Source organism: Pseudomonas syringae (assembly GCF_001698815.1).
Classification (GTDB): domain Bacteria; phylum Pseudomonadota; class Gammaproteobacteria; order Pseudomonadales; family Pseudomonadaceae; genus Aquipseudomonas; species Aquipseudomonas syringae_A.
In genome coordinates this window covers 40202-65856 of the sequence record NZ_LGSI01000058.1, presented here as the reverse complement: position 1 = coordinate 65856, position 25655 = coordinate 40202, and the positions used below count along the sequence as shown (strand labels likewise).

Below are 25655 nucleotides of genomic sequence, written 5' to 3'. Positions count from 1 at the left end.
GTGCTGTTGCATGATGACGAAACCCGGACGGCCAAGCGTTTGCGCAAGAATAGGGCATTTGCAAATCGACGCTGTTTGTATTCACGAACGACGGCGCAAGACGCAGACCATCTGCATGAGCAGCAGTATTGTCAGGGCCCAATACCCCAAAGCTGGCAAAAGAAAGAGTATAAAACCATCGACGCTGCCTCGACTGAACAGGAGCGCTGATACTGAACAAAAACCGATTACTAAGGAGAGCAGCAAAACTGCTGCTCCCCTTAAGAGACGATTGACCGGGAAATATATAGCTAGGTAAACCGACACAATATAAGCAGGCAATACCAGCAAGGTTCCCACTCCCATGACCATCAATGCTCCGAAAAACAAGGGACCGTCGTCCCCAATCTCGTCCCTCCCGGAGTGCGCGATGACGGGTATCCATAGCGACCAATAGACGACCACAAAAAATGACAGGCATTTAACGGTGCTCTGAAAACTAAGCTCCTTGACCATGATCGAACTCATATACAGTCCCGCCACATTGAAACACAACAACAAAGATACAATATACCTCTGTAAACCATATTTAATAAAGTTCCGGACTCCGTTACCCGTTCAACGGTGGATCGAAAATGGCAGCTCTCCTTGAATTGCTATTTCATAAGGCTGACTGGACATAGACTCTCCAAGCAGCCGCCCGACACGCGTCAACTCTTCAGCAAATCCGCTTCGATGCATACTAGCATTAAAATCAAAAGTATCATTATACGCTCGCGCAGACCCTGCAAATGACAATCGCCCATCATGAAACTTATCCAGTACCCCCTCTATCTTCAACGTTATATTTCCTAGCCAAGCCCCTGTAATCCAGAAACTGTCGCTCGTATTGTACGGCGCCTTTGAGATGCTGATGGGTGAACTGCCAATTATCGCTGCCGTAAACGCTGCTTCTAGCGCAGGTATCTTTGACTGAGATAGATTAAGACTTAGGTTGTTTATGTTTGTAATTACTTGGGCTCCACCTCCGTTGAAAAAATGTCCGAATGCCGCCATAGGACTCAAAATACCGCCTGAGATCTCCCGTGCGTCGGCCATGCTTTTACCGTAACCCCAGCCATTGATGGCCTCCTGTACCGCAGTCGCAGAAAGTGCATTGGGGTTAATACACATGTATTTATCTGCGAGGGGAATTTTTTTACTGTCAAACAAAAAACCTGCCGTAGGCATCAAGCGCCAGCCGTTTTTCAAAGCTTTGTTCATCTCCTCCATGTGCTTTATTAACATTTCACGCCAAAAACCATCCCCATACATCTTCATTCGCATGCGGTGCTGCGCAACCATAATAATGGCAGGGCTAGGCATTGGAGGAGTAAGCCCCGTTGGTGGTGGCGCGAATGCATCCCGCACGGCGTTTATATGCAAAGGCGGCAAAGTGATAGTGTTACTCATCATAACATCTCCAATAAAATACAACATGGCATCGCGCCATTAATCACTAACACGATGTAACTCACACTAGCCTAACTTTTAAACTATCAAAATCCGAAAAAGCCGACGCAACCTAATGGAAATCACAAGCTAATTTGTAGGATCTTTCTCCCCATAAAAAAATAAAAGATTTTATGTCGAAAACAGCAATTACCGTGTTTGAAATCAACATACTCGGAATATAAAGCGGAGGGAATTCTGGAAGTCTGCAAAAAAATCGCCTGATCCGTCTCTTTCCCTTGCGTGAAATTTCCTAGAAACTCCCGGCCGCTTGCGCCTGCCGATTCGGGTGTCTAGGCTGCGTCGGTCGCTGCACATCAGCGATCGGGTTTAGTCGCCCGGATCAATAGGCGCATACAGTTTCACCTTCATGGTGGCTGTGCGCAGGGCGCCTTCGGGTGCGCCGGTTTCCTATTGGCCGGTCGACTAACCTGTGGCACAGCCGCCACCCTTCGTTTAGTCGCGACGAGTGATGGCTCCTTACTGCAATAGGAGTTTCAACATGCTCAAGATCACCCCCGCTCAACCGCTGCCCACCGTGGAAGATTCCCTGAACCACGCCGTCGAACTGCTGCGCTGCGCATCTGCGACAGCGTACGAAACAGGCGATCATCTGCACGGCACCCAACGCGACCTGGCCTTTGCAGTCATGCACCTGATTGATCTGGCGCGCGGGGCGGTGGAGAAGTCTCTGGATCGGTTGGAGGCTTAACAGCCCGCAGATATCAAACACTGTGGGAGCGAACTTGTTCGCGAAAGCGGCGGCACGGCCAACATCGTTATTGCCCGACACGCCGCTTTCCCGGATGAGTTCGGTCCTACAACAACTGACATTTCTCACTCTTCCAACAAGCGTTTCGGAAACGCCCTACAGCCTCTCGACAATCATCCGAATAAACTGGTCGCTCATTTTTTCAGGGAGATCCGTAATGGCCAGTCATAGCTACATGATTATCGAAGGTAAAAATCAAGGCCTGATTTCAGCAGGTTGCTCAAGTCTGCCTTCCATTGGCAATAAATGTCAGGCCGGGCATGAAGACGAAATAATGGTGCTGTCCTTCTCTCACAACATGAACAACATTGGCAATATCAAGCACGCCCATCACAACCCCGTAATTATTACCAAGCTCCTCGACAAGTCATCACCATTACTGGCGCAGGCATTGTCAGACCGTGAAGAACTGACCTGCACCATAAACTTCTACCGTCATTCAAATCTGGCGGGGCAGGAAAAATATTACTCGGTCAAAATCAAAGGCGCACAAATCGCCAGCCTTACCGTCGACGTACCTCACTCAGTACTCGAGAATGACGCAGATCCCAACGAAACCATCGCCATCCGCTATCGCGACATTATCTGGGAAAATCACGCGGCCAAAACCAGTGGCTACACGTCATGGGAAGGTGCCGAATGGGATCAGTAAATAAAAAAAAGATAGCCAGCACTGATGGATATTGGCAAGTCAGCCACGCGGCGGGCGTGCTGACATCCCAAGCTTGCACAATAAGCGCGCGGCATATTCAGGATGGAATGCTGCGCATTAAATTCAATCGCGAAGTGGCTTATTACGCGCGAGGGATTGTGAGGGATGTGGGGGATGGGAGGAAGACTGCGGAAGAAGGTTTGAAGGCGCTGGAGGCTGAGCAGAGCGTGTTGACGAAATCCGCAACTGCTCTTCAGCAAGGTATCGGTTTAGCGGCTGGAGTACTGCAAGTCACTGGCGGGGTCGCAATGTGTGGAGTCACATCTGGATTAGGTTGTGGTATTGGGCTATTAACTGCAACGCACGGGCTAAACAACATCTACGAAAATGGGACTAACCTGCTGGAAGCTCGGACTGACTCGCAGGGATACGTTAGAAAGTTTTATCAAGGCGTATCAGAAATGTCCGGCGGGACGGAGTTCGAGGGGAATATGGCTTACGGGGTATTTGACCTTGCTTTCTCCGGCTACGGAGCTTTTCGAAAGGTGCTAAAACCTGGATCGTGGCGCCTCTTTAAATATGTCGAAACAGACTATATTCGGGCATATAAAGGTTTGAACAATCGAGCCTTTATGTTCGATCGAGCTTCCGATGCCGTGACTGGAGCCGGGATGCGTCGCGAATGGAAAGAAAAGAATGAATAACACAGTTTTTTACACCACATTCTGCACATTAAGCTTGTTATTTTTCTTGCCTTCGCTTTGGGCTAGATTTAGTTACTCTGGAAAAAACTACACCTATAATAAAAGCATAATAGCCACAATATATAACGGAACACTTATATTCATCCATCTAAATTTCATACAAAACAGCCAACTACCGCTCATAGGAGATACAAAGCCCGATACCATCGGGTGGGTTTCGTTCGTAATGCTTTTTCTATATATGTACGCACTTCCGACCGAGCGGAATATAAAACCGTGGAGTTTTAGAAATTAGGCTAAACCTACATTACTATGGTAGCAGCAACTATCACTTCCCCAATACAAATAAACGCCCCCATTAAAATGTCACGCAGCGATCCTTAAAGGCGGAATAAAATGGACACGACCTGGTTTCACATCCAATATCTCGTTATAACAGCAATATTATTCGCACCTTCACTCTGGGCTAAATTCGCACTCGGGGGTGAGAATTTTTCAGGAAAGAAACAGCTCATCGTTTTTCTGTATAACGTCGCCATCGTCATAGGACATATGATCTTCGCAAACACCGGCCACATCCAGTTCGTAGGAGAAGCGCGTAGCCCTGTTGTAGTTACCGCAACCGGCTATATGATACTGGCTTATGTCTACGCCATCCCTCGCCCAATTAGATATACCGTCGAAGAAAAACGCGCGATGTTAAAGCCGGGAGAACCTGATATTGAAATTTATAGCCGCAGGGAGAACTTTTTCTACTATCTGAGGATAGGTATTTTCGTACCATTTTTTTGCGTGCCGGTGACAGGCGCAATCCTGTTGGGCCCATTGCAGTTCATCACCCTTGAACCGCACGCGGTAAGAGCAATAGGCCTGATTCTTTACGTCATCGTCGTTCCAGCCGTCATTATTGGAGCGCTCTATGAGGGGAAAAAGTACGGTCGGGTTTTATAAACCTTCCCCATCAATACTCCAAAAAAATATGCGTCCTGCCGGCGCTAAGGACAAACTCTGCAAGTGCGAAATCTTGTAGGAGCGAACTTGTTCGCGAAGGCGGCGACACGGCCAACATCGTAATTACCTGACACGCCGCCTTCCCGGATGAATCCGGTCCTACAATGCGCCGACCCCTTCGCGGGCAAGCCTCGCTCCAACGGGATTGCGTGAAGAGGCCTCGGCACCAATTACCGCCCCCATAAAAAAACCCGAACACAAGGTCCGGGTTTCTCTGTCACCTTCACCCAATCAATGCAGGATCTGGCTCAGGAACAGTTTGGTGCGATCGCTTTGTGGATTGTCGAAGAACTCGTTTGGTGGAGCCTGTTCGACGATTTCGCCTTTGTCCATGAAGATCACGCGGTTGGCCACGGTGCGGGCGAAGCCCATTTCGTGGGTGACGCAGAGCATGGTCATGCCTTCTTCCGCCAGGCCGACCATGGTGTCGAGCACTTCTTTCACCATTTCCGGATCGAGTGCCGAAGTCGGCTCATCGAACAGCATGATTTTCGGCTTCATGCACAGCGCGCGGGCAATCGCCACACGTTGTTGCTGACCGCCGGAAAGCTGGCCTGGAAACTTGTGGGCCTGTTCCGGGATACGCACACGCTCAAGGTAATGCATGGCAATTTCTTCGGCCTTGCGCTTGGGCAGCTTGCGGACCCACATCGGTGCCAGCGTGCAGTTCTGCAGGATGGTCAGATGCGGAAACAGGTTGAAGTGCTGGAACACCATGCCGACTTCGCGGCGGATGGCTTCGATCTGTTTCAGGTCCGATGTCAGCTCGGTGCCATCAACCACGATCTTGCCTTGCTGGTGCTCTTCCAGGCGGTTCAGGCAACGAATGGTCGTTGACTTGCCGGAGCCGGAAGGGCCGCACAACACGATTCGCTCACCCTGACGCACGTTCAGGTTGATGTCCTTGAGCACGTGGAACTGGCCGTACCACTTGTGTACGCCCTCCATGCGGATCATGCCTTCGGCGCCCAGAGGCTTACTGATAACTTCACTCATCACATAACTCCTAACGCTTGTGGCCTGTGTCCAGCTTACGTTCCAAATGCATGGAATAGCGGGACATGCCGAAACAGAAGATCCAGAACACCAGGGCCGCGAAGACATAGCCTTCAGTGGCCATACCCAGCCAGGTCGGGTCGGCAGCAGCTTGTTTGACGCTGTTGAGCAGGTCGAACAGGCCGATGATGATCACCAGGCTGGTGTCTTTGAACAGGGCAATAAAGGTGTTGACGATGCCGGGGATAACCATCTTCAACGCCTGGGGCAGAATGACCAGCCCCATGGAGCGCCAGTAACCCAGGCCCATGGCCGCAGCCGCTTCGTACTGACCCTTGGGAATGGCCTGCATGCCGCCGCGAACCACTTCAGCCACATAAGCCGACTGGAACAGGATGACGCCGATCAGGGCGCGCAGCAGTTTGTCGAAGTTCATGCCTTCGGGCAGGAACAACGGCAGCATTACCGAGGACATGAACAGCACGGTGATCAACGGCACGCCGCGCCAGAACTCGATGAACGTCACGCAGACCACGCGGACCGCCGGCATGTTCGAACGACGACCCAGCGCCAGCACGATACCCAGCGGCAATGCACCGGCGATACCGACGGTGGCGATTACTAGCGTCAGCATCAGGCCACCCCACTGGCTGGTTGCAACGTTGGTCAGACCAAACGCGCCGCCATGCAGCAGGAAGAACGCAACCACCGGGTAGATGAACAGGAAGCTCAGGCCGTACACCGCTTTGCGCGGGAAGCGCGAGATGAACAGCGGCGCAACGCCGACAATCGCCAGGATCACGGTCAGGTCTACACGCCAGCGCAGTTCGCTGGGGTAGTAGCCGTACATGAACTGACCAAAACGTTGCTCGATGAACACCCAGCAGGCGCCGGCCTTGGTGCAATCGGCGCGTGTGGTGCCGACCCAGTTGGCGTCGATGAACGCCCAGCTGAGAATCGGCGGCACGACCAGGAACACCAGATAGATCGAAAACAAGGTCAGCAGCGTGTTGATCCAGCTGGAGAACAGGTTTTGCCGCATCCACGCCACGGGGCCGAACACTTTGCCCGGTGGTGGCATATCAGGTTTGAAAGTATGGGTAGTCATGGGCGCTTCCTCACCGCTCAATCAGCGCAATGCGCTTGTTGTACCAGTTCATCAGCAGGGAAATGCTGATACTGATCGCCAGGTACACGCTCATGGTGATGGCAACGACTTCAATCGCCTGCCCGGTCTGGTTCAACACCGTACCGGCAAACAGGGAAACCATTTCCGGATATCCGATACCGGCCGCCAGCGAGGAGTTCTTCGCCAGGTTCAGGTATTGGCTGGTCAGCGGCGGGATGATCACGCGCAGAGCCTGCGGGATGATGACCTTGCGCAGCGTCGGCCCAGGGCGCAGGCCCAGGGAACGTGCAGCTTCCGTTTGACCGTGGCTGACCGACTTGATACCCGACCGCACGATTTCGGCGATGAACGCTGCGGTGTACACCGTAAGCGCCAGGGTCAAGGCCAGCAGTTCAGGGATCAGAACCCAGCCGCCAACGAAGTTGAAGCCTTTAAGCTCAGGCATTTCCCAATGCACAGGCGCGCCGAAGATCGCGGCGCACAAGGCGGGAATGACGATGATCAGCGCCAGGCCGACCCAGAACTTGTGGAACGGTTGCCCGGTGGCTTCAAACCGCTTGTTGGCCCAGCGGGTCATCATGACCACAGCGACAATGGCCAACACGATGCTGATGATGAACGGCCACGCGCCATCAGCGGCGAGTGCTCTTGGCATGTTCAGGCCACGGCTGCTGACGAAGAACATCTCCAGATAGCCATGCGCCTGACGTGGACCCGGCAGGGTCAGGAACACTGCGAAGTACCAGAACAGAATCTGCAGCAGCGGCGGAATGTTCCGGAAAACCTCAACGTAGACAGTCGCCAGCTTGTTGATCATCCAGTTGGGTGACAAGCGTGCAACGCCAATGATGAAGCCCAGCAGGGTCGCCAGAACGATACCGATGAACGAAACCAGAAGGGTGTTAAGCAGACCGATGACAAATACGCGAGCGTAGGTGTCCGACTCCGTGTAATCGATCAGATGCTGAGCAATGCCAAAGCCGGCACTGCGCTCAAGAAAGCTGAAACCCGAGGTGATGCCACGATGCTCCAGGTTGGTCTGGGTGTTATCGAACAAGAACCAGCCCATTGAGATCACCGCCACTATGGTGATGATCTGAAATGCCCACGCGCGCACTTTCGGGTCGCTCAGAGAGAGCTTTTGCTTGGGTGCGACGATTTGCTTTTCCATTGAATGCCCCAGGAAAAATGGAACAGAACAACGCCCGACAGCCTGTTGTTCAGACTGTCGGGCGCAGGGTCAATCAGCGAATTGGTGGAGCGTACTGAATGCCGCCTTTGTTCCACAGAGCATTTTGGCCACGTTTGATTTTCAACGCGGTGCCTTCACCCAGGTTACGTTCGAAAACTTCACCGTAGTTACCGACTTGCTTGACGATCTGCACTACCCAGTCTTTCGGCAGTTTCAGGTCTTTGCCGTATTCGCCGTCAGCACCGAGCATACGAGCGACGTCCGGGTTTTTGGTCGATTTGGCTTCGGCTTCAACGTTTTTCGAGGAAACGCCAGCTTCTTCAGCGTTCAGCATTGCGAACAGCGTCCACTTGACGATGCTGAACCACTCTTCGTCGCCTTTACGCACGACTGGGCCCAGAGGTTCTTTGGAGATCACTTCTGGCAGAACGATGTAGTCGTCCGGCTTGGCCAGCTTGCTGCGCTGTGCGTAAAGCTGCGATTGGTCGGAGGTCAGAACGTCGCAACGACCGCCTTCCAGGGACTTGGCGCTTTCGTCGGAAGTGTCGAAAGTGATCGGGGTGTATTTCAGACCGTTCGAACGGAAGTAGTCGGAAACGTTAAGCTCGGTGGTAGTACCGGCCTGGATACAGATAGTTGCACCGTCCAGTTCCTTGGCACTTTTAACGCCCAGCTTGTTGTTTACCAGGAAGCCGATACCGTCGTAGTAAGTCACACCGGCGAATACCAGACCCATGCCAGCGTCACGGGAGCTGGTCCAGGTGGTGTTACGCGACAGGATGTCGATTTCGCCGGACTGCAGCGCTGTGAAGCGCTCTTTGGCGTTCAACTGGCTGAATTTAACTTTGTTCGCATCACCGAAAACGGCAGCAGCAACAGCGCGGCAGACGTCGGCGTCGATGCCGTTGATTCGGCCCTTGGCATCAGGAACGGAGAAACCTGGCAGACCGTCGCTGACGCCGCACTGTACGAAGCCTTTCTTTTGAATAGCGTCCAGTGTCGCGCCTGCCTGAGCAAAACTGCTCACGCCGAGAACTGCTGCGGCGGCCACTACGGCCAGGGTGGATTTCAACATCTTCATTCAAACCTCCAGTTTGCTCTTTGTTGTGTCGGAGCTTGAGCCCCGCCGCACCCTTGTGAGGCACTGATGACCCGTGCTGGCTTATTTTTGGGTCATGCGGCGTAAGACCCGGATCCTGAATCGAGCGCAAGATCTTCTCGTCACTCGTAATCACGACCCCAAAACGGTCTGGCAGATTCAAGCCCCATGATGTTCCTGGACCAACCCGGTACAGGACGAACCGTGCCGAAAATCCTGATGCATGGATTCCGTGCCAACCCCGGCGGTCATCAGTAATACGCTGATAGTGTTACCGACCTGGGTGAGCGCTTTCACTCCACCGTTCTTATAGCAAAGCCCGTACCAGCATGGTGGCAGAGTCGAATTAGCGACAGGTCAATAGGAAAACTTGTAACCTTGCGACATCTTCTTTCATTTTTAACAGGCCGTGCACCGCCTTAACGCACTGCAAAAGAGCGACCGCACGCTAATGGAGCGCACATGAGTGAGACCCTTGTTCTAGAGCCGATTCAGGCAACCGATGCCTGCGTTATCTGGTTGCATGGTCTGGGGGCCGATCGCTACGACTTCATGCCCGTCGCGGAAATGCTTCAGGAAACCCTGCTGACCACCCGCTTCGTACTGCCCCAGGCACCGACCCGCGCGGTGACGATCAATGGTGGCTATGCGATGCCCAGTTGGTACGACATATTGGCGATGAACCCCGCACGCGCTATCGATCACGACCAATTGGAAGCGTCGGCGCTGACGGTTTTGAACCTTGTCGAGGCGCAACGCGACAGCGGCATCGACCCGGCGCGGATTTTTCTGGCGGGCTTTTCCCAAGGTGGCGCCGTGATACTGCATGCGGCCTTTCGTCGTTGGCAGGGTCCGTTGGGTGGCGTACTCGCGCTGTCGACTTATGCACCGACATTCAACGAGCAGATGATGCTTTCTGCCAGTCAGCAACGCATCCCGGCGTATTGCCTGCATGGCATAAACGATGATGTGGTTCAGTACGGCATGGGACGTGACGTTTACGAGCGGCTCCAGACGCTGGGCGTCACCGTCACATGGCAGGAATACCCAATGGGCCACGAAGTGTTACCGCAGGAGATTTCCGACATCGGTAGCTGGCTAAGCAACAAACTTCGGTAACACCGTTTATAAAGCCTCTGGAATGCGCCTTTCGAACACATCGTGTAGCCCATTCCGGATGACACTACGCCGAGCCCGATTCTTGCTTTACACTGCTCGGCGTACATTCCCTAATCAATTGACGAGATGACCGTGCTCAAAGCACTTAAAAAGATGTTCGGTAAAAGCGAGGCTGAGCAGCTCGCGCCTAGCCCTGTTACATCCTCCCCCCCCCCTATCAGCCCTGTCGCTGACGATTCTCAGGATCGTCATGCCCAGGTTTCGGCTGCGCCCAGCGCATCCGTTGCTGTTCAGGAATCGCGCGAGGAGCCCGCCAAGGCCGAACCGGTCAGCTCCTCCAAACCAAAGTCCGAGCGCCCACGTCGCGAGCGCGCACCCAAGCCGCCAGTGGTGGTCTGGAACCTTGCAGATTTCGTCGTCGAGCCGCAGGAAGGCAAGACCCGCTTCCATGATTTCGACCTGGCACCGGAATTGATGCACGCGATTCAGGATCTGGGTTTTCCGTATTGCACCCCGATTCAGGCAGAGGTGCTGGGGTTCACCCTTAAAGGTCAGGACGCCATCGGCCGCGCCCAGACGGGTACCGGCAAAACCGCAGCATTCCTGATTTCGATCATCTCGCAGCTGACCCAGACGCCGCCGCCCAAAGAGCGCTACATGGGCGAGCCTCGTGCATTGATCATCGCGCCGACCCGCGAACTGGTGGTGCAGATTGCCAAGGACGCCGCCGACCTGACCAAGTACACCGACCTCAACGTCATGACGTTCGTGGGCGGCATGGACTTCGATAAACAGCTCAAGCAGCTTGAAGCGCGCCATTGCGACATTCTGGTGGCAACACCGGGCCGTCTGCTGGACTTCAACCAGCGTGGCGAAGTGCATCTGGACATGGTCGAAGTGATGGTTCTCGACGAAGCCGACCGCATGCTGGACATGGGTTTCATCCCACAAGTGCGTCAGATCATTCGTCAAACCCCGCACAAGGGTGAGCGCCAGACATTGCTGTTCTCCGCGACCTTCACCGAAGACGTGATGAACCTCGCCAAGCAGTGGACCACCGAACCCGCCATTGTCGAAATTGAAGCGTTGAACGTCGCCAGCGAAATGGTCGAACAGCATATCTATGCTGTGGCCGCGGCCGACAAGTACAAGCTGCTCTACAACCTGGTGACCGAGAACAATTGGGAACGGGTGATGGTCTTTGCCAACCGCAAGGACGAAGTGCGCCGCATCGAAGAGCGTCTGGTGCGTGATGGCGTGAATGCCGCGCAGCTTTCCGGTGATGTTCCGCAACACAAACGCATCAAGACGCTGGAAGGTTTTCGCGAAGGCAAGATTCGCGTGCTGGTGGCGACTGACGTTGCCGGTCGCGGGATTCACATTGATGGCATCAGCCACGTGATCAACTTCACCCTGCCGGAAGTGCCGGACGATTACGTGCACCGCATCGGCCGTACCGGTCGTGCGGGCGCCAGCGGCGTGTCGATCAGCTTCGCCGGGGAAGACGATTCTTATCAGTTGCCGTCAATTGAAGAAAAGCTCGGGCGCAAGATCAGCTGCGAAACCCCACCAGCGGAGTTGTTGAAGCCGGTGGTGCGCAAGCCAGCGCAGCCGGTGTAACGGGACTTCGCTACCTTGTGGGGAGCTTGCTTGCGAAGGCTGCGCCTCAGGCTCAACCAATGTGCCTGATACACCGTTTTCGCGAGCAAGCTCGCTCCCACAAAGCATGTCGGTTCACTTCCAACGATTTGCTGCCGCATGATCACTGTCCCGCCCTTCTACCCAACGCGGCCCGTCTGAAGTGGTTTCCTTCTTCCAGAATGGCGCGCGGGTTTTCAGGTAGTCCATGACGAAATCGCAGGCTTCGAACGCTGCCTGACGATGGGCGCTGGCCACGCCGACAAACACAATCGGTTCACCCGGCTCCAAAGCGCCCACTCGATGCAGCACCTCCAGCCTGAGCAACGGCCAGCGCTGTTCGGCTTCTTCGATAATCTTGGCCAGGGCTTTTTCGGTCATGCCCGGATAGTGTTCGAGAAACATCCCCGCCACTTCCCGACCCTCGTTGAAATCCCGCACGTAGCCGACGAAACCCACCACCGCGCCGATACCAACATTGGCGGCATGCAGCGCGTTGACTTCCGCTCCCGGATCGAAAGGAGCCGACTGGACCCGAATCGCCATCGTCAGCCTCCCGTCACAGTCGGGAAAAACGCGACTTCATCGCCGGCCTGCAACGGCTCGTCGAGCGAACACAGTTCCTGATTACGGGCGCACATCACGCTTTGTTCGGCCAACACCTGCCAGGCCCCGTCGCGCTGCAACAGGTGCTGGCGCAGGTCGTCGATGGTGGCGAAGTCGCCTGTGACTTGCTCGCCATCCAGGCCGAGGACTTCACGATAACGGGCAAAATACTGGACTTGCAGGGTCATTACGCCTCCGCTTGCGATTCATCGGCTATGAAATGGCCGCTCTTGCCGCCGAGTTTCTCCAGCAAGCGCACGGATTCGATGACCATGCCGCGATCAACGGCCTTGCACATATCATAGATGGTCAGCGCGGCGACGCTGGCGGCGGTCAGGGCTTCCATTTCAACGCCGGTCTGCCCGGACAATTTACAGCGCGCGAGGATAAGTACCGTGTCTTCACCCTCGGCGCTGAGTTCGACCTTGATGCTGGTGAGCATCAGCGGATGGCAGAGCGGGATAAGATCGCTGGTTTTTTTCGCTGCCTGTATGCCGGCGATCCGCGCAACGGCGAACACATCCCCTTTGGGATGACCACCGCTGACGATCATTTGCAGGGTTTCAGGTCGCATGCGAATGCGCGCCTGGGCCACGGCTTCACGAAACGTCACGGATTTATCGGTGACGTCGACCATATTGGCGCGACCTTGGGAATCGAGGTGAGTCAGCACTTGCCTTACTCCTGAACAGGAGTGGCGATTGTAAACCTAAAACAAAGAGATGAATCCGCAAAGCATCCGTAGGAGCGGCTTCAGCCGCGAGAAGGTCGGCCCAGATAGAAGATCTATGCTGTTCATACCGACGCCCTCGCGGATAAATCCGCTCCTACGGCTGAGTTCATCGACTACAAATGCGACTCCGCGTACTCGGCCAGGATGGAGCGTGGCACGCCTTGCAGCGAGATGTGCACGCCGTTCGGGAAGTCTTTGAAACGCTCCGTCAGGTAGGTCAGCCCGGAACTGGTGGCCGACAGGTAAGGGGTGTCGATCTGCGCCAGGTTACCCAGGCAGACCACTTTGGAACCGGCACCGGCACGGGTGATGATGGTTTTCATCTGGTGCGGCGTGAGGTTCTGGCATTCGTCGATCAAAATCAGGCTCTGCTGGAAGCTGCGACCCCGGATGTAGTTGAGGGATTTGAACTGCAACGGCACTTTGCTGAGGATGTAGTCGACGCTGCCATGGGTGTTTTCGTCATCCATGTGCAAGGCTTCGAGGTTGTCGGTGATCGCGCCGAGCCACGGCTCCATTTTTTCCGCTTCGGTGCCGGGCAGGAAGCCGATCTCCTGATCGAGGCCCTGCACGCTACGGGTGGCGATGATGCGGCGATAACGTTTGCTGACCATGGTCTGCTCGATGGCCGCGGCCAGCGCCAGAATGGTCTTGCCCGAGCCTGCGGCGCCGGACAGGTTGACCAGATGGATATCGGGATCGAGCAAAGCAAACAGCGCCAGGCCCTGATAGATGTCACGCGGCTTGAGGCCCCAGGCTTCCTGGTGCATCAGCGGTTCCTGGTGCATGTCCAGAATCAGCAACTCGTCAGACTTGATGCCTTTGATCCAGCCGACGAAACCCTGTTCGTCAATGATGAACTCGTTGATGTGAACCGCCGGCAAGTTGTCGGTGAGCTGCACGCGGTGCCAGGTGCGACCATGATCCTGGCGGGTTTCGACCTTGCTGACGCGATCCCAGAACGAGCCGGTCATAGTGTGATAGCCACGGGACAACATCGACACGTCATCGACCAATTGATCGGTGCTGTAGTCTTCTGCGGCGATCCCACACGCCCGCGCCTTGAGGCGCATGTTGATGTCTTTGGTGACCAGCACCAGGCGCAAATCCTTGTCGCGCGTATGCAGGTCGATCAATTGGTTGATGATGATGTTGTCGTTCAGGTGTTCCGGCAGAAGGCTGTTGGGCTCCTCGCGCTTGCTCATCAGGATGGACAGGAAGCCTTTGCGCACACCGGTACCGCGATCAATCGGTACACCGAGTTCAACCTCCTCGGGTGTGGCATCGCCCAGGGTTTTGTCGATCAGGCGAATCGCCTGGCGACATTCGGCGGCAACCGAGTGTTTACCGGCCTTGAGCTTGTCCAGCTCTTCGAGGACGGTCATGGGAATGGCGACGCGGTGTTCTTCGAAATTCAGCAGGGCATTGGGATCGTGAATCAATACGTTGGTATCGAGCACGTAAAGGATTGGCTGGTTTGAGGAAGGGGTGCGTCCGTGATCATCCATACTCGCTCACCTTTATAAAAGCCAAGCGACGCAGAACCACAACAATACTGCGCCACGAAAAGGCCGCCGGCTTTCTCCTTCAAGCAGGAGAAAAATGCTCAAGGTGGGGTCTGGGGGACGCCACCTGTGTTGCAGGTTTCGGCGGTCTGTAGTGGTAATACCGCAAAACCCATGACAGAAAAAAGCTCTTTGACACTTTTTTGAAGTTTATTTCACAGTATGACGAATAGCCCTTGGCGACCTGCGTCAGTGCGCTTACAGTCGGAAGTCCGCCCCGCTCGAAATATCCGCGAAATCCCGGAATATCCCCCATTCAAACGCGTGTAGCCCCTTATTCTGCGGGGCTCTCAGGGATGTTGCGGCAATCGCCCCATATAAGCTCGCTTTGTGCCGTATTGGCCAGCAGCAGCGGCACTGCCGATTGCACCCTGGCACTGGCGTCGTGAAACACCACCGTCCCGCGTCGCCACAACAGCATCAGGCTGATGATCCGGTCACTGATCTGCTCGGCGGAGAGTCGACCGTTGGCATCCTGGGCATCAATCGTCCACAGCGAAACACGCAGATTCTGATCGCGAAAAAATTGCCCGCTGTCCGCGCGGCGATGGCCGTAGGGCGGTCGAAACAACGGCACGTAGTTGTCCGGCAGCAGTTGCTGGGTCAACCCAGCGCTTCGCAGCACTGAACTCTGCCATTCCAGCCATTGGCTATGGGAACGATACTCCCAGCCCTGAATGCCCACACATTGCAAACGATACAAGGACTGTAACGTTGTGGCAGATCCGGCTTCGAGGCGTTCCTGCAGACTTTTGCCCAGCACAAAAAAGGTAGCGGTCATTTTCTGCTGGCGCATGAAGTCGGCTAGCCAGTCCGTGCCGCCATCGGCATCGGTCGGTCCGCCGTCGAAATTCAGCTGAAAGGTTCGATCCGCCATTGCATCACCGCTCAACTCGTCGGAGTTGTAGCGGGCGATTTCGCTGCTGGTCTGTGGGAACAGCGCGGCCTGAAACAGCAGCTCGTTGAGATAACGCTCATGAAAGGCGGCACTGGGTGCCGCCCACTTGGCGTAGAAGGAGTCATCGGCGATTTTGAACTCGGCGGCACGCGCGCGCAGCATGTCCATGTCTTCGACCAGTACGCAAAACGACGCGTCCTGCGGGCAGCTTTTTTGCGCGCTCTGGTAGTTCTCCAGCAATCGGCTCCAGAGCCGGTTACGGATCAGGTTCAACGATTGAAGATTGACGTACCTGAGGCCCAGGCGCTTCTTCAGGCCTTCTTCGTCCAGACCTTCGCTGAGATAAAGCGCGTGGGCGAAACCGAGAATTTCGGCACGCGACGCCACGTCGAACAGATCTGCGGTGACCAATGCCTCGGGCCACGCGCTGCGATCGATGGTTGCCACCTCGGGTAATGCCGCGTGGGCCTCAAGCCCGAACAGACACGCGCAAACTGCTAAAAACTTACGCAAAACCAGACGCCCCCTTTCACCCTGACTACCAAACCCGGACCAGCGCCGCACTATAGCCGATATGCGCGGCGCGGCAGCTGTCGCGACTGAACCAAATCGCTGGACGAAGGCATGAGAGCTTGCTCGCCGCCTTTCAATCGGCCCACCTGCGCACGATTTGAATGCATCCGTCCTCCCCGCGCACCGAAAAAACCCACTCCGCTACTGCGCATCGCCCGCTCCCCGGCAGAACGACGGGCATTGCCGTGCTCGCGGGCATGGCATGGATTCTGCTTTATGCAATCAGATCAAATACAAACTAACAGTTCATATATGAGACAAGGAGCTTGGCATGACCGATACGCCGCGTGACGTAGCCCCCCATACTGCTGATGCGTTTTCTCTTTCGCTTTCGCGCCGACGTGTGCTGCAAGCAATCGGCGTGACCTCTGCCATTGCTGCGCTGCCACCGTTCATTCGAACCAGCAATGCAGCAGAACCGTTGCGGATATCTACATTCGGCGGAGCGTTTGGCCAAAGCTTTTCCGACCATTTTTTTCCTGCATTCACCAAGGACACTGGCATCACGGTGCAGCGGGTGGAGCAACCTTCCGGTACACAATTCCTGCTGCAGCTGGGCCAGGCCAATGCTGCCGGCACGCCGCCAATGGATTTGTGCATGGCGGTCGACGCCCAGGTGCTGCGCGGACGGGCTCGCGGTCTATGGCGGGAAATCGACAGCGCAAAGCTGAGCAAGGCCGCAGCGTTGGGCGACCCTTATGTCCGGCGTACCGACAAGGGCATCGATGGCGTCGCGGCGATGGCGTACTTCATGACCCTGGTGGTCAATCCAACGCTTATGGACCCGCTGCCAGACAGCTGGTCAGTGCTGTGGGACAAACACCCGAATTTCTGGGGCATTCAAAGCGGAGGCAGTTCGCCGATGCTTGAGATAGCAGCCAATCTGTACTTCGGGGGCAATGCCATTCTCGAAACCCATGCAGGCATCGATAAAGTTCTGGCCAAAGTCAAAGAGATCAAGCCCAACGTAAAGTTGTGGTGGCAGGACGAAGGGACCATGCAAACCGCGTTGCAGAATGAAGAGCTGGTCGGCGGTACCTATGTGCATGACACGGCTATTTACCTGCAGCAGAACGGCACATCAGTGCGCTCGATTTTCCCCAGGGAAGGCGCCGTACAAGGCATCAACTACTGGTGCCAGCCTTCATCCTCAAAGCGCACTCACGAAGTCGAGGCATTTCTTGAATGGAGTTGTTCATCCAAGGCTCAGGAAATCATTGCCCTGAAGATGAACTCCGCACCGATCCTGCCCCGTTCCCAACTCGCACTGACCGATGCCCAATTTGCGCTGGTGTCTTCTGAAGGGACGCCTATTTACATCGCGACCGAAGCGCGAATGAAGAATGCCGAATACCTCGAACAACAGTTCACCCGGATGCTCATGGAGTCCGCATGACTATGTTTTATGGGTTGCAACTGAGCAGCGTGAACAAGAGCTACGGTAACGATGCCCGGGTCGTGAATGATGTGTCGTTGAACGTGCCACAAGGTCAGCTGGTATGTTTTCTCGGGCCTTCGGGCTGCGGTAAGACGACCTTGCTGCGCATGGTCGCCGGGCTGGAGAGCGTGTCCAGCGGCACGATCAAATTCAATGGCCGCGATATCACCCAGACCCCCGTCAACGAGCGCAATTTCGCAATGGTCTTTCAGGCACTGGCGCTGTTCCCGCACCTCAACGTCGGGGACAACATCAGCTATAGCCTGAAACTGCGCGGCATGGCCCGCAAGCAACGCAAAGAAAAGGTCGATGAACTGCTCGATCTCATCAAGCTCCCCGGCATTGCGAGCCGCAGCATTACGCAATTGTCCGGCGGCCAGCGCCAGCGCGTTGCTATTGCCCGGGCCCTGGCGCAGGAGCCACTGCTGTTTCTGCTCGACGAGCCTCTTTCCGCGCTGGATGCGCAACTGCGCGACCACATGCAGGTAGAGATCCGTCAATTACAGCAGCAACTGAAGATCACCACGATCCTGGTCACTCACGATCAGCGCGAGGCCATGACCATCGCCGACATCATTGTCGTGATGGGCAATGGCGTGATTCAGCAGATGGGGCCGCCTCTGGAGATTTACCGTAACCCTGCCAACCGCTTCGTGGCGACGTTCATCGGCCAGACCAACCTGTTTGATACAAAAGTGCTGACCGATGAACGCCTGGAGGTGCTGGGCTACAGCGTAGAGAGCCAGCGAATCCCCCAGGGCCTGGTCAAAGGTGCGCAGGTGACGCTCTCGGTTCGCCCGGAAGACCTGCGCATAGAGCATTGCACCGAGGTCCCGGCCGGAGTGCCATCCGCAAAAGTCGTGTTTGTCCGGGATGTTGGAGCAAGCATTGAGCTGCGGGTGTTGTGCGCGGGGCAGGAGCTGATCGCCACGGCACCACCGGGAACCTGGCCGGACATCCGGCCTGGCGATCAGGTTGCCGTTCACTTCCCCGCGACAGCGGGTGTCGTCCTGCTGGACTGAGGAGATCTCCATGTCCCTGACTTCATTGACCCTGCCGGTCGCGCGCCCTCGGGCACGCACTCGGCTGTTCGCCGGGATGCTGTGCCTGGGCTGGCCTGCTGCCATGCTCGGTATCTTCGTGGCTGCCCCCTTCCTGTTGATGCTACGTGTGAGCCTGGCCCCGCTGGACAGAGCCAGGCTGTGGGGCGACGGGCTGACGCTCAATGCCTTCACCCAACTCGGGGAGCACGGCGTTGGCAAAGCATTGTTTTACTCCACGGTGTTCGCGATTGGCGTTTCGCTGATCAGCGTCGTGGTGGCTTACCCGCTGACCTGGCTGATCACCCGCATGCGTAAAAAAGCGCAGGTTTGCTGGTTGATCTTCCTGTTGGCAACACTTTCGCTGTCGGATGTGCTGATCACCTTTTCCTGGCAGGTGATGCTCGCGCGCAAGATGTGGATTTCGCAATTGCTGGTATGGCTTGGTCTGCTCGAGCGCACTGACTCACTGGTGCCTGGCATGGGTGCAGTGCTGTGCAGCTTGCTGTATGCCTCAATTCCATTTTGCGTGTTGCTGCTGTTTCCGGCCTTGTCGCGTCTGGATCAAAGCGTGATCGAGGCGGCCCGAACCATGGGAGCAAGTGCCTCTCAAAGCTTCTTCAGCATCGTGATCCCAATGACCCGCACGCCCATTGTTGCCGCGCTGGTGATGTCGGTTGTCTCGGCGATGGGTGCCTACACTGCGCCTTTGATTCTGGGCCGACCCGAGACCTGGACCTTGTCAGTGCTGATCGGCAATACCGTGCTGTCGGCTCAGGACTTTCCGGTAGGGACCGCGATGGCCGTTGTGCTGCTCGGCGTCACCCTGGTGATCGGCACAATCAGCACCCTCGCCCTGCGTCGGGGTGTCCGCCCATGAATGGCTTGCCTTTGCGATTGTTGAAATGGGTATTCCTGGGCCTCGTGGCGTTGTATCTGATCACGCCGCTGGCTATCGTTACCGGGGTGAGCTTCAACACTCAACCCATCATGAACTTTCCTCCGATACAACCCAGCCTGCACTGGTATACGCAGTTCTTCAGTGATGCGGGTTGGGTCTCAGCCCTGGAAGTTTCCCTGAGTGTTGCCTTGGGGGCCTCGCTGCTGGCGGGGTTGATTGCCTTCCCTATCGCTTATATCGGCTGGAAACGCGCGTCGTGGCTGACCCGACTGCTCAACGGCCTGGGGGCACTGCCATTCATGCTGCCGCTGGTGGTACTGGCAGTGGTGTTCCTGGTGTTCTGGAGCTGGCTGGGTCTGGCCGGACATATGGGCAGCACGGTCGTCAGCCATGCCATGGTCTTCGCAGCGATGCCACTGGCGTTCATCACCCTGGGATTCAGCAGCATCGACAACAGTCTGATCGAATCGGCACGAACCATGGGCGCACGGGATAACGAGATCCTGCGCACGATCATTCTGCCGATCGTGATGCCCTACGTCAGCTCGGGGCTGGTCTTCGTTTTTGTCTCCAGCCTGAACGAATACATCATCGCCTATCTGGTCGCCGGCTTCACCGTCGAGACCTTGCCGATCAAGGTCTTCAACAGCTTGCGCATGGGGTTCCAGCCCACCATGTGCGTGGGTGCCGTGCTGTTCATGGCACTCGGCATAGCGGCGTTCAGCCTGGTTGCCCGAATAGGCGATCTCTCCAAACTTCTCGGCGGTCGTGCCTGACAAGCCCGCCAAATGTCTTCATCCAAAAGGAAAATCCTGCATGTACGTTACAAAGGAAAAAAAGAACAACCCGATCATTGTCGGAAATCCTGTCTTGCTGGTCATCGACATCCAGAAAGGCTGCTTCCTGGAGCGATCAACGCCTTCAACCCTGGAATTCATGGAGGGCGACAGGGACAACTATCAACGAGCCCGCACCGTGATCGACGCGGCTCGCCAAAGGAATATCCCCGTCATCTTCATTCAGGAAATCCATCGCAAGAACCTCATTGACTATGGTCGTGAGCTCGACGGCGATGAAAATATCCACTGTCTGGACGGTCAGCCCGGCACACCCCTGGCCGTCGAGGAAATGGGCATCCGTGAAGACGATTACATCATTCAAAAACGTCGTTATTCCGCCTTTTACGGCAGTGAACTGGAGATCCTGCTCAGAGGCTTGAACGCGCAGACTCTGCTCATGGTGGGCGGCTTCACGGATGTATGCATTCACTACACTTTCGTCGATGGGCACCAGGGCGATTACCACTGCAGAGTGGCCGTGGATTGTGTGGCAGGTTCGAGCCAGGCGGCACACGATGCCTCGCTGATCGCCATGGAATACCTGCAACATGGCGCTCTGCGCACCAGCCCAGAGCTGATTGCAGCCATGCAGGCGCATTGAAACCCATGACCCTGCTTGCAAACAGCCAACGCTGGCATGAACTCCATGCACTCCTCGCCCTGGCCGTACCGCTGGCCGTTGCCCAGGTCGGGCAAATGGCGATGGCGGTGACCACTGGCGTGCAGCTTGGCCATTTGAACAGCCTGGCACTTGCAGCCGGGGGACTGGGTGCCAGCATCACTTCGGTGCTGGTACTGGTCAGCCAGGGCGTCCTCGCCGGAATCCAGCCGATCATTGCTCAGGCAAGGGGCCGGGCCGATGCGCGGACTCAAGAGGCTTATGCCGGAGCGCTATGGGCCTCACTGGCGTTGGCATTGCTGGCTTCACTGTTGATCATGCCGCTCTTGATGAACCTGTCTCCGTTGCTTGAGTCACTTGGCGTGGCGCGCGATATCGCCGGGCTGACAGCCATGTACTGTCGCAGCTTCGCCTGGGGTGTCCCGGCCATTCTGGTCTACGCCCCGTTGCGTTATTACCTCGCGGCCCTGGAGCAGATCCGGGTAATTCTCCTGCTGGCATTTGCCGGTGCGGCATTCAATGCTTTGCTCGGCGGGTTGCTGATCTTTGGTACAGGACACTGGGCCGGGCTTGGCGTCGCGGGCGGCGGCCTGGCCTTGAGCATCACCTGGTGGTGCATGCTGCTGGCATTGGCCGGCTATATCGTGAGACACCGACGACTACCGCAGGCGCCCTTGCCAGGCTGGTCTGCCTTGCGCCACGGCATGCGTGAAGTGTTCGCCGTGGGCTGGCCGATCGGCGGCTTGTACGCCGCCGAAATCGGTCTGGTGACGCTGGCAACGGTGCAGATCGCGCGGTTCAGCCCTGTCGAACTGGGTGCCCATCTCATCTGCATGAATATCGTCAATATCATCTTCATGGCCCCCCTGGCGCTGAGCCAGGCCGCAACCATTCGGGTAGCAACATTCATTGGCCTGAATCAGCCCAGGGCAGCCCGCCGCAGTGGCTGGACCGCGCTGTTGCTGGCGAGTCTGTTCATGATGCTGGCGGGCCTTATCGTGACCTGGCAGCAGCCGCGCATCGTGGCGCTCTTCCTGCAACGCGATGACGAGAATTTCGCCGCCATCCTCGATCTCAGCCGCTCGCTGTTTTTCATCCTCGCGCTGTACTTCGTCTTTGACGGCATCCAGACGGTGGCCACCGGAGCGCTGCGTGGGCTGCGAGATACCCGGGCGCCCATGCTGATCTGTCTCGGCGGATATTGGGGCCTGGCGTTCCCGGTGGGGCTGTTTCTGGCCCAGGGGCTCAACTGGGGAGCGGCCGGTTTCTGGAGCGGGTATTCGCTGGGGCTGGCGGCCGTAGCGATCCTGCTGACGCGGCGCTGGCATCACCTGACACACCACCTAACTTCGCGTTGCAGCGGTATTCCCTTGCACGTCACAGCAGGAAGTCTCTAACCATGAAAGCCATTATCGACCGCTACATCGACGCTCACGGACTCCGCTTCTGTGAGCTGGCTGATGATATCTGGGGCTTTGCCGAGCTCAAGTTTGCCGAGCATCAGTCCTGCGAAACCCACGCTTTGGCCCTTGAGCAGGAAGGATTCCGCGTCCAGCGCGAACTCGGTGGCATGCCCACCGCGCTGCTTGGCGAATACGGCAGCGGTGAACCGGTGATCGCGCTGCTGGGAGAATACGATGCGTTGCCTGGCCTGAGCCAGACAGCCGGTTCGCCTGAACGCCACCCATTGCAACATCAAGGTCCCGGGCATGGCTGCGGTCACAACCTGCTGGGCGGTGCGAGCCTTCTCGCGGCCATCGCGCTGAAACATGCCATGGTCGAGAAAGGGCTAGGCGGAACCTTGCGCTACTACGGTTGCCCGGCCGAGGAAGGTGGATCGGGCAAGACTTTTCTGGTGCGGGCCGGCGCGTTCGATGGCGTCGACGCCGCATTGACCTGGCATCCCGATAGCTTCAATGGCGTTTCAACGTTCAGCAACCTGGCAAACCTGCAGGCCTATTTCAGATTCGCCGGGCGCGCCAGCCATGCCGCTATCTCGCCTCACCTGGGACGCAGCGCCCTGGATGCGGTAGAACTCATGAACGTGGGCAGCAATTATCTGCGCGAGCACATGCCCGCCGACACTCGCCTGCACTACGCAATCACCGATAGTGGCGGCCGCTCTCCCAGCGTCGTGCCGCATCATGCCGAAGTCTTGTACCTGATGCGCGGCGGCGAAATGAATACCGTCCTGGACCTGTTCGAGCGGGTCAAAAAAGTCGCGGCAGGTGCGGCGCTGATGACCGAAACGCAAATGAGCGTGCAGTTCGATCGCGCCACCTCCAGCGTGTTGGGCAACTTCACCCTCGAGAAACTGTTGCAGGAATGTCTGGAGCAAACAGGCGGAGCCCAGGCTGATGAAGATGATCAGCGCCTGGGCCGGCAATTTCGCGCAACATTCAGCGATGAAGACATTGCCAGCGCCTATTCCGACCTGGGGTTGGCCCGTGATGATTCGGTACTCCATCAGGGCATCGTGCCTTTCACGGAAGAGCGTCAGCGTGTATATGCATCTTCTGATGTGGGTGACGTCAGTCGCGTTGTACCGACCGCCCAGTTATATATGGCGTGTTATGCGATAGGTACCGCCTTCCACTCTTGGCAGATGGTCGCTCAGGGCAAGTCAGCCTTCGCCCATAAAGGCATGTTGCAAACTGCAAAAGTATTAGCGAATGCAGGAGCGGCCTTGTTAACCGACACCACGCGGGTGAAAGCAGCCTGGGAAGAATTCGCCGCATTGTCAGTTGACACACCGTATCGCTGCCCGATCCCAAGCGATGTTTTGCCACCTGTTTAATATAAAAATCATGCACCACTACATGACCTTGATACTAATAACGCACCGATAACTCCCCTAACTATAGGGCCGCAGATTCCCCTCCACCGGCAAAATCACAAAAGTCGCCGGATCGGATATCTGCGGCCAAAAATCAGTAAAAAAGCAGCTAAATCAGGCTAAAACCCTCGAAATCAAAGACCCAGCGAGATGGCACGGTTACTGCTTTATTGAACTCAGCAAATCATGAACCAGAAACTTATATATGAGACATAAAAAATCAGGACAGTTTTCCCGAGCGTAAATGCTCAACCCTGACTGAAAATTTTAATGTTTTCATTATTTCAGGCAACGCAAGAGTGCTTGTTAACCCAGCGCCAATGACACTTACCCACGTACGGAGCAGACAATGAAGTTAATCGCCAGCATGATTGTTCTCGCTACCGCCAGTGCTGCCACTGCCCTGGCGCATGCGGATCAGGCGGATTCAAAAGGTTTTATCGAAGACAGCTCGCTGAAGTTGCTCAATCGCAACTATTACTTGAATCGCGAATACAGTCATGGTGAGAGCAATAACGCCGGGCGCAATGCGTTCAAACCCAAGGATGAACGCAACGGATACAGCCAGGAATGGACGGACGCCATCTCAGCCACCTATACCTCCGGCTTTACTCAGGGCTTGGTGGGAGTCGGTCTGGACGCATATTCGTATTATGCCTTTGCCCTGGATACCGGCGGCGGACGCACCGGTACCGGCAATATGATGGTGGGCGCAGACGGTTACCCGGAAGACAGCATGAGCAAAAGTGGTGGATCACTGAAGATGCGTGTTTCGGACACCACGTTTCGCTACGGGACCATGAGTACCAGCGCTCCGGTGTTCGCAGCGCATGGCTCGAAGATATTTCCGGCCACCGTACGTGGGCTGCAAATTACCAGCAAGGATATCAAGGACCTGGATCTGGAGTTCGGCCACTTTACGGCCGGCTCGGGATCGCGAGAGGGTAAAACCAACGGTCATCTGTCTACAACCTACTCGCCCTACACCAGCGTCAACAATCTGGACATAGAAGAAGTCAACTATCTCGGCGGCCTCTATACCATCAGCGACCAGTTGAATGTGACGCTGTATGGCGCGGACGTGAAAGATGTCTGGCACCAATACTATGGCAACGTCAATTACGCCAATGCGTTGACCGACAACCAGTCGGTGCTGCTGGACTTCAATATCTACAAGACCAATGACAGCGGGGACGCCAAGCTTGGCCCCATCAGCAACGTTATCTGGTCCATGCAGGGCGGATACACCTACAGCGCCCATACATTCACATTGGCCTGGCAACAGGTCGATGGCGATACACCCTTCGACTATCTGGGCTTCGGCGACAAATCCAGCGGTGACTCGATCTTCGTTGCCAACTCGGTCAGCTGGTCAGACTTCAACGCGCCCGGCGAAAAATCATGGCAAGCGCGCTATGACCTGAATTTCAAAACCTATGGTGTACCCGGCCTCACGCTCATGGCCCGATATCTCAAAGGCTGGGACATCGACGCTTCGCATACGCCGACCACCAGCGCCTTTTATCAGTTCTATGGCGAAGACGCGCGTCACCATGAGCTCGATCTGTGGGCGCGCTATACCGTCCAGAGCGGTGCCGCCAAGGACCTTTCATTCAAGCTGCAGCACGCCATCCACCGGGCAAACGCTGCACAAGGGGATGGCAACATTACCGAAACACGCCTGGTCATCGACTACCCGATCAACGTTTTCTGAGTTCATCGCAACACCACGCACCTCTGGTTTGGCGCAAGGAAGCGCCGTTTTCAGCACCTGAGCAGCATGAGGAGGCCAGTACCGAACTTTTGCCTGTATCGGCCCGGATCG

General features: G+C 56.1%; 25 protein-coding genes. 14 read left to right on the top strand and 11 right to left on the bottom strand.

Annotation, left to right across the window (positions count from 1 at the left end; all coding sequences use genetic code 11):
• Positions 1 to 81: 81 nt before the first annotated feature.
• Positions 82 to 507 (bottom strand): hypothetical protein, encoded by a 426-nt coding sequence (locus tag AFK24_RS20810; protein WP_139110548.1) that lies wholly within the window; start codon positions 505 to 507, stop codon positions 82 to 84.
• 90 nt (positions 508 to 597) lie between these two features.
• Positions 598 to 1431, bottom strand: a complete 834-nt coding sequence (locus AFK24_RS20805; RefSeq protein WP_170826374.1) for a lipid II-degrading bacteriocin — start codon at positions 1429 to 1431, stop codon at positions 598 to 600.
• A 541-nt stretch (positions 1432 to 1972) separates the two neighbouring features.
• Here AFK24_RS20805 and AFK24_RS20800 point away from each other — a divergent pair.
• From AFK24_RS20800 to AFK24_RS20785, 4 genes are all read left to right on the top strand, one after another.
• A complete protein-coding gene (locus AFK24_RS20800) occupies positions 1973 to 2182 on the top strand; it encodes a DUF6124 family protein (protein ID WP_065835015.1) in 210 nt (69 codons plus the stop codon).
• Between the two features lie 217 nt (positions 2183 to 2399).
• Entirely contained in the window at positions 2400 to 2894 is a 495-nt protein-coding gene (locus AFK24_RS20795) for an Hcp family type VI secretion system effector (protein ID WP_065835014.1), read from the top strand.
• Entirely contained in the window at positions 2882 to 3598 is a 717-nt protein-coding gene (locus tag AFK24_RS20790; RefSeq protein ID WP_065835013.1) for a DUF4225 domain-containing protein, read from the top strand. The genes AFK24_RS20795 and AFK24_RS20790 overlap by 13 nt, the downstream gene beginning before the upstream one ends.
• Positions 3599 to 3994: 396 nt before the next feature.
• Complete coding sequence (locus AFK24_RS20785; protein WP_065835012.1) at positions 3995 to 4549, top strand: hypothetical protein; 555 nt, start codon at positions 3995 to 3997, stop codon at positions 4547 to 4549.
• 291 nt (positions 4550 to 4840) lie between these two features.
• Here AFK24_RS20785 and AFK24_RS20780 read toward each other — a convergent pair whose 3' ends face one another.
• From AFK24_RS20780 to AFK24_RS20765, 4 genes are all read right to left on the bottom strand, one after another.
• Complete coding sequence (locus tag AFK24_RS20780; protein WP_065835011.1) at positions 4841 to 5605, bottom strand: amino acid ABC transporter ATP-binding protein; 765 nt, start codon at positions 5603 to 5605, stop codon at positions 4841 to 4843.
• 10 nt (positions 5606 to 5615) lie between these two features.
• The gene (locus AFK24_RS20775; protein WP_065835010.1) at positions 5616 to 6713 is read right to left on the bottom strand and encodes an amino acid ABC transporter permease; all 1098 of its coding nucleotides are present in this window, start codon (positions 6711 to 6713) and stop codon (positions 5616 to 5618) included.
• Positions 6714 to 6723: 10 nt separating this feature from the next.
• Entirely contained in the window at positions 6724 to 7905 is a 1182-nt protein-coding gene (locus AFK24_RS20770) for an amino acid ABC transporter permease (RefSeq protein ID WP_065835009.1), read from the bottom strand.
• A 73-nt stretch (positions 7906 to 7978) separates the two neighbouring features.
• Positions 7979 to 9007 (bottom strand): amino acid ABC transporter substrate-binding protein, encoded by a 1029-nt coding sequence (locus AFK24_RS20765; RefSeq protein WP_065835008.1) that lies wholly within the window; start codon positions 9005 to 9007, stop codon positions 7979 to 7981.
• Between the two features lie 480 nt (positions 9008 to 9487).
• Here AFK24_RS20765 and AFK24_RS20760 point away from each other — a divergent pair, with 480 nt between their 5' ends.
• On the top strand, positions 9488 to 10144 hold the full coding sequence (locus tag AFK24_RS20760) for an alpha/beta hydrolase (RefSeq protein WP_065835007.1): 657 nt from the start codon (positions 9488 to 9490) through the stop codon (positions 10142 to 10144).
• A 126-nt stretch (positions 10145 to 10270) separates the two neighbouring features.
• Positions 10271 to 11764, top strand: coding sequence for an ATP-dependent RNA helicase RhlB (gene rhlB / locus AFK24_RS20755; protein WP_065835006.1), 1494 nt, complete (start codon positions 10271 to 10273; stop codon positions 11762 to 11764).
• A 114-nt stretch (positions 11765 to 11878) separates the two neighbouring features.
• On the opposite strand, the gene moaE is transcribed toward rhlB, so the two are convergent.
• From moaE to AFK24_RS20730, 5 genes are all read right to left on the bottom strand, one after another.
• Positions 11879 to 12328: a molybdopterin synthase catalytic subunit MoaE gene (gene moaE, locus AFK24_RS20750; protein ID WP_065835005.1), complete on the bottom strand. Its 450-nt coding sequence runs from the start codon at positions 12326 to 12328 to the stop codon at positions 11879 to 11881.
• A gap of 2 nt (positions 12329 to 12330) precedes the next feature.
• Entirely contained in the window at positions 12331 to 12576 is a 246-nt protein-coding gene (locus AFK24_RS20745; RefSeq protein WP_065835004.1) for a MoaD/ThiS family protein, read from the bottom strand.
• Positions 12576 to 13061, bottom strand: coding sequence for a cyclic pyranopterin monophosphate synthase MoaC (gene moaC / locus AFK24_RS20740; RefSeq protein WP_065835003.1), 486 nt, complete (start codon positions 13059 to 13061; stop codon positions 12576 to 12578). The genes AFK24_RS20745 and moaC overlap by 1 nt, the downstream gene beginning before the upstream one ends.
• Positions 13062 to 13234: 173 nt before the next feature.
• The gene (locus AFK24_RS20735; protein WP_065835002.1) at positions 13235 to 14629 is read right to left on the bottom strand and encodes a PhoH family protein; all 1395 of its coding nucleotides are present in this window, start codon (positions 14627 to 14629) and stop codon (positions 13235 to 13237) included.
• A 331-nt stretch (positions 14630 to 14960) separates the two neighbouring features.
• Positions 14961 to 16097 (bottom strand): polysaccharide deacetylase family protein, encoded by a 1137-nt coding sequence (locus AFK24_RS20730; protein WP_065835001.1) that lies wholly within the window; start codon positions 16095 to 16097, stop codon positions 14961 to 14963.
• A 331-nt stretch (positions 16098 to 16428) separates the two neighbouring features.
• Here AFK24_RS20730 and AFK24_RS20725 point away from each other — a divergent pair, with 331 nt between their 5' ends.
• The 8 genes from AFK24_RS20725 to AFK24_RS20690 all read left to right on the top strand — a co-directional run bounded on the left by AFK24_RS20725 (position 16429) and on the right by AFK24_RS20690 (position 25544).
• Entirely contained in the window at positions 16429 to 17553 is a 1125-nt protein-coding gene (locus AFK24_RS20725) for an extracellular solute-binding protein (RefSeq protein WP_065835000.1), read from the top strand.
• Positions 17550 to 18617 carry an ABC transporter ATP-binding protein gene (locus AFK24_RS20720; protein WP_240500419.1) on the top strand — a complete coding sequence of 356 codons (1068 nt, stop codon included), beginning with the start codon at positions 17550 to 17552 and terminating at the stop codon, positions 18615 to 18617. The genes AFK24_RS20725 and AFK24_RS20720 overlap by 4 nt, the downstream gene beginning before the upstream one ends.
• Positions 18618 to 18627: 10 nt before the next feature.
• On the top strand, positions 18628 to 19515 hold the full coding sequence (locus AFK24_RS20715) for an ABC transporter permease (protein WP_080482230.1): 888 nt from the start codon (positions 18628 to 18630) through the stop codon (positions 19513 to 19515).
• Complete coding sequence (locus AFK24_RS20710; RefSeq protein ID WP_065834998.1) at positions 19512 to 20312, top strand: ABC transporter permease; 801 nt, start codon at positions 19512 to 19514, stop codon at positions 20310 to 20312. The genes AFK24_RS20715 and AFK24_RS20710 overlap by 4 nt, the downstream gene beginning before the upstream one ends.
• A gap of 40 nt (positions 20313 to 20352) precedes the next feature.
• On the top strand, positions 20353 to 20976 hold the full coding sequence (locus AFK24_RS20705) for a cysteine hydrolase family protein (protein ID WP_065834997.1): 624 nt from the start codon (positions 20353 to 20355) through the stop codon (positions 20974 to 20976).
• Between the two features lie 5 nt (positions 20977 to 20981).
• Positions 20982 to 22391: an MATE family efflux transporter gene (locus tag AFK24_RS20700; protein WP_065834996.1), complete on the top strand. Its 1410-nt coding sequence runs from the start codon at positions 20982 to 20984 to the stop codon at positions 22389 to 22391.
• 2 nt (positions 22392 to 22393) lie between these two features.
• Positions 22394 to 23791, top strand: coding sequence for a M20 family metallopeptidase (locus AFK24_RS20695; protein ID WP_065834995.1), 1398 nt, complete (start codon positions 22394 to 22396; stop codon positions 23789 to 23791).
• A gap of 388 nt (positions 23792 to 24179) precedes the next feature.
• Positions 24180 to 25544 carry an OprD family porin gene (locus AFK24_RS20690; protein ID WP_065834994.1) on the top strand — a complete coding sequence of 455 codons (1365 nt, stop codon included), beginning with the start codon at positions 24180 to 24182 and terminating at the stop codon, positions 25542 to 25544.
• Positions 25545 to 25655 lie beyond the last annotated feature (111 nt).

What these genes read in the sequence shown, in the direction of transcription:
- AFK24_RS20720 (WP_240500419.1), top strand. Translation starts at nt 17,550, where the DNA reads ATGACTATGTTTTATGGGTTGCAACTGAGCAGCGTGAACAAGAGCTAC.
- moaE (WP_065835005.1), bottom strand. Translation starts at nt 12,328, where the DNA reads ATGGCGATTCGGGTCCAGTCGGCTCCTTTCGATCCGGGAGCGGAAGTC.
- AFK24_RS20705 (WP_065834997.1), top strand. Translation starts at nt 20,353, where the DNA reads ATGTACGTTACAAAGGAAAAAAAGAACAACCCGATCATTGTCGGAAAT.
- AFK24_RS20745 (WP_065835004.1), bottom strand. Translation starts at nt 12,576, where the DNA reads ATGACCCTGCAAGTCCAGTATTTTGCCCGTTATCGTGAAGTCCTCGGC.
- AFK24_RS20725 (WP_065835000.1), top strand. Translation starts at nt 16,429, where the DNA reads ATGACCGATACGCCGCGTGACGTAGCCCCCCATACTGCTGATGCGTTT.
- AFK24_RS20780 (WP_065835011.1), bottom strand. Translation starts at nt 5,605, where the DNA reads ATGAGTGAAGTTATCAGTAAGCCTCTGGGCGCCGAAGGCATGATCCGC.
- AFK24_RS20715 (WP_080482230.1), top strand. Translation starts at nt 18,628, where the DNA reads ATGTCCCTGACTTCATTGACCCTGCCGGTCGCGCGCCCTCGGGCACGC.
- rhlB (WP_065835006.1), top strand. Translation starts at nt 10,271, where the DNA reads ATGACCGTGCTCAAAGCACTTAAAAAGATGTTCGGTAAAAGCGAGGCT.
- AFK24_RS20790 (WP_065835013.1), top strand. Translation starts at nt 2,882, where the DNA reads ATGGGATCAGTAAATAAAAAAAAGATAGCCAGCACTGATGGATATTGG.
- AFK24_RS20735 (WP_065835002.1), bottom strand. Translation starts at nt 14,629, where the DNA reads ATGGATGATCACGGACGCACCCCTTCCTCAAACCAGCCAATCCTTTAC.
- AFK24_RS20695 (WP_065834995.1), top strand. Translation starts at nt 22,394, where the DNA reads ATGAAAGCCATTATCGACCGCTACATCGACGCTCACGGACTCCGCTTC.
- AFK24_RS20690 (WP_065834994.1), top strand. Translation starts at nt 24,180, where the DNA reads ATGAAGTTAATCGCCAGCATGATTGTTCTCGCTACCGCCAGTGCTGCC.
- AFK24_RS20765 (WP_065835008.1), bottom strand. Translation starts at nt 9,007, where the DNA reads ATGAAGATGTTGAAATCCACCCTGGCCGTAGTGGCCGCCGCAGCAGTT.
- AFK24_RS20785 (WP_065835012.1), top strand. Translation starts at nt 3,995, where the DNA reads ATGGACACGACCTGGTTTCACATCCAATATCTCGTTATAACAGCAATA.
- AFK24_RS20770 (WP_065835009.1), bottom strand. Translation starts at nt 7,905, where the DNA reads ATGGAAAAGCAAATCGTCGCACCCAAGCAAAAGCTCTCTCTGAGCGAC.
- AFK24_RS20800 (WP_065835015.1), top strand. Translation starts at nt 1,973, where the DNA reads ATGCTCAAGATCACCCCCGCTCAACCGCTGCCCACCGTGGAAGATTCC.
- AFK24_RS20810 (WP_139110548.1), bottom strand. Translation starts at nt 507, where the DNA reads ATGAGTTCGATCATGGTCAAGGAGCTTAGTTTTCAGAGCACCGTTAAA.
- AFK24_RS20775 (WP_065835010.1), bottom strand. Translation starts at nt 6,713, where the DNA reads ATGACTACCCATACTTTCAAACCTGATATGCCACCACCGGGCAAAGTG.
- AFK24_RS20805 (WP_170826374.1), bottom strand. Translation starts at nt 1,431, where the DNA reads ATGAGTAACACTATCACTTTGCCGCCTTTGCATATAAACGCCGTGCGG.
- AFK24_RS20795 (WP_065835014.1), top strand. Translation starts at nt 2,400, where the DNA reads ATGGCCAGTCATAGCTACATGATTATCGAAGGTAAAAATCAAGGCCTG.
- AFK24_RS20760 (WP_065835007.1), top strand. Translation starts at nt 9,488, where the DNA reads ATGAGTGAGACCCTTGTTCTAGAGCCGATTCAGGCAACCGATGCCTGC.
- AFK24_RS20700 (WP_065834996.1), top strand. Translation starts at nt 20,982, where the DNA reads ATGACCCTGCTTGCAAACAGCCAACGCTGGCATGAACTCCATGCACTC.
- AFK24_RS20710 (WP_065834998.1), top strand. Translation starts at nt 19,512, where the DNA reads ATGAATGGCTTGCCTTTGCGATTGTTGAAATGGGTATTCCTGGGCCTC.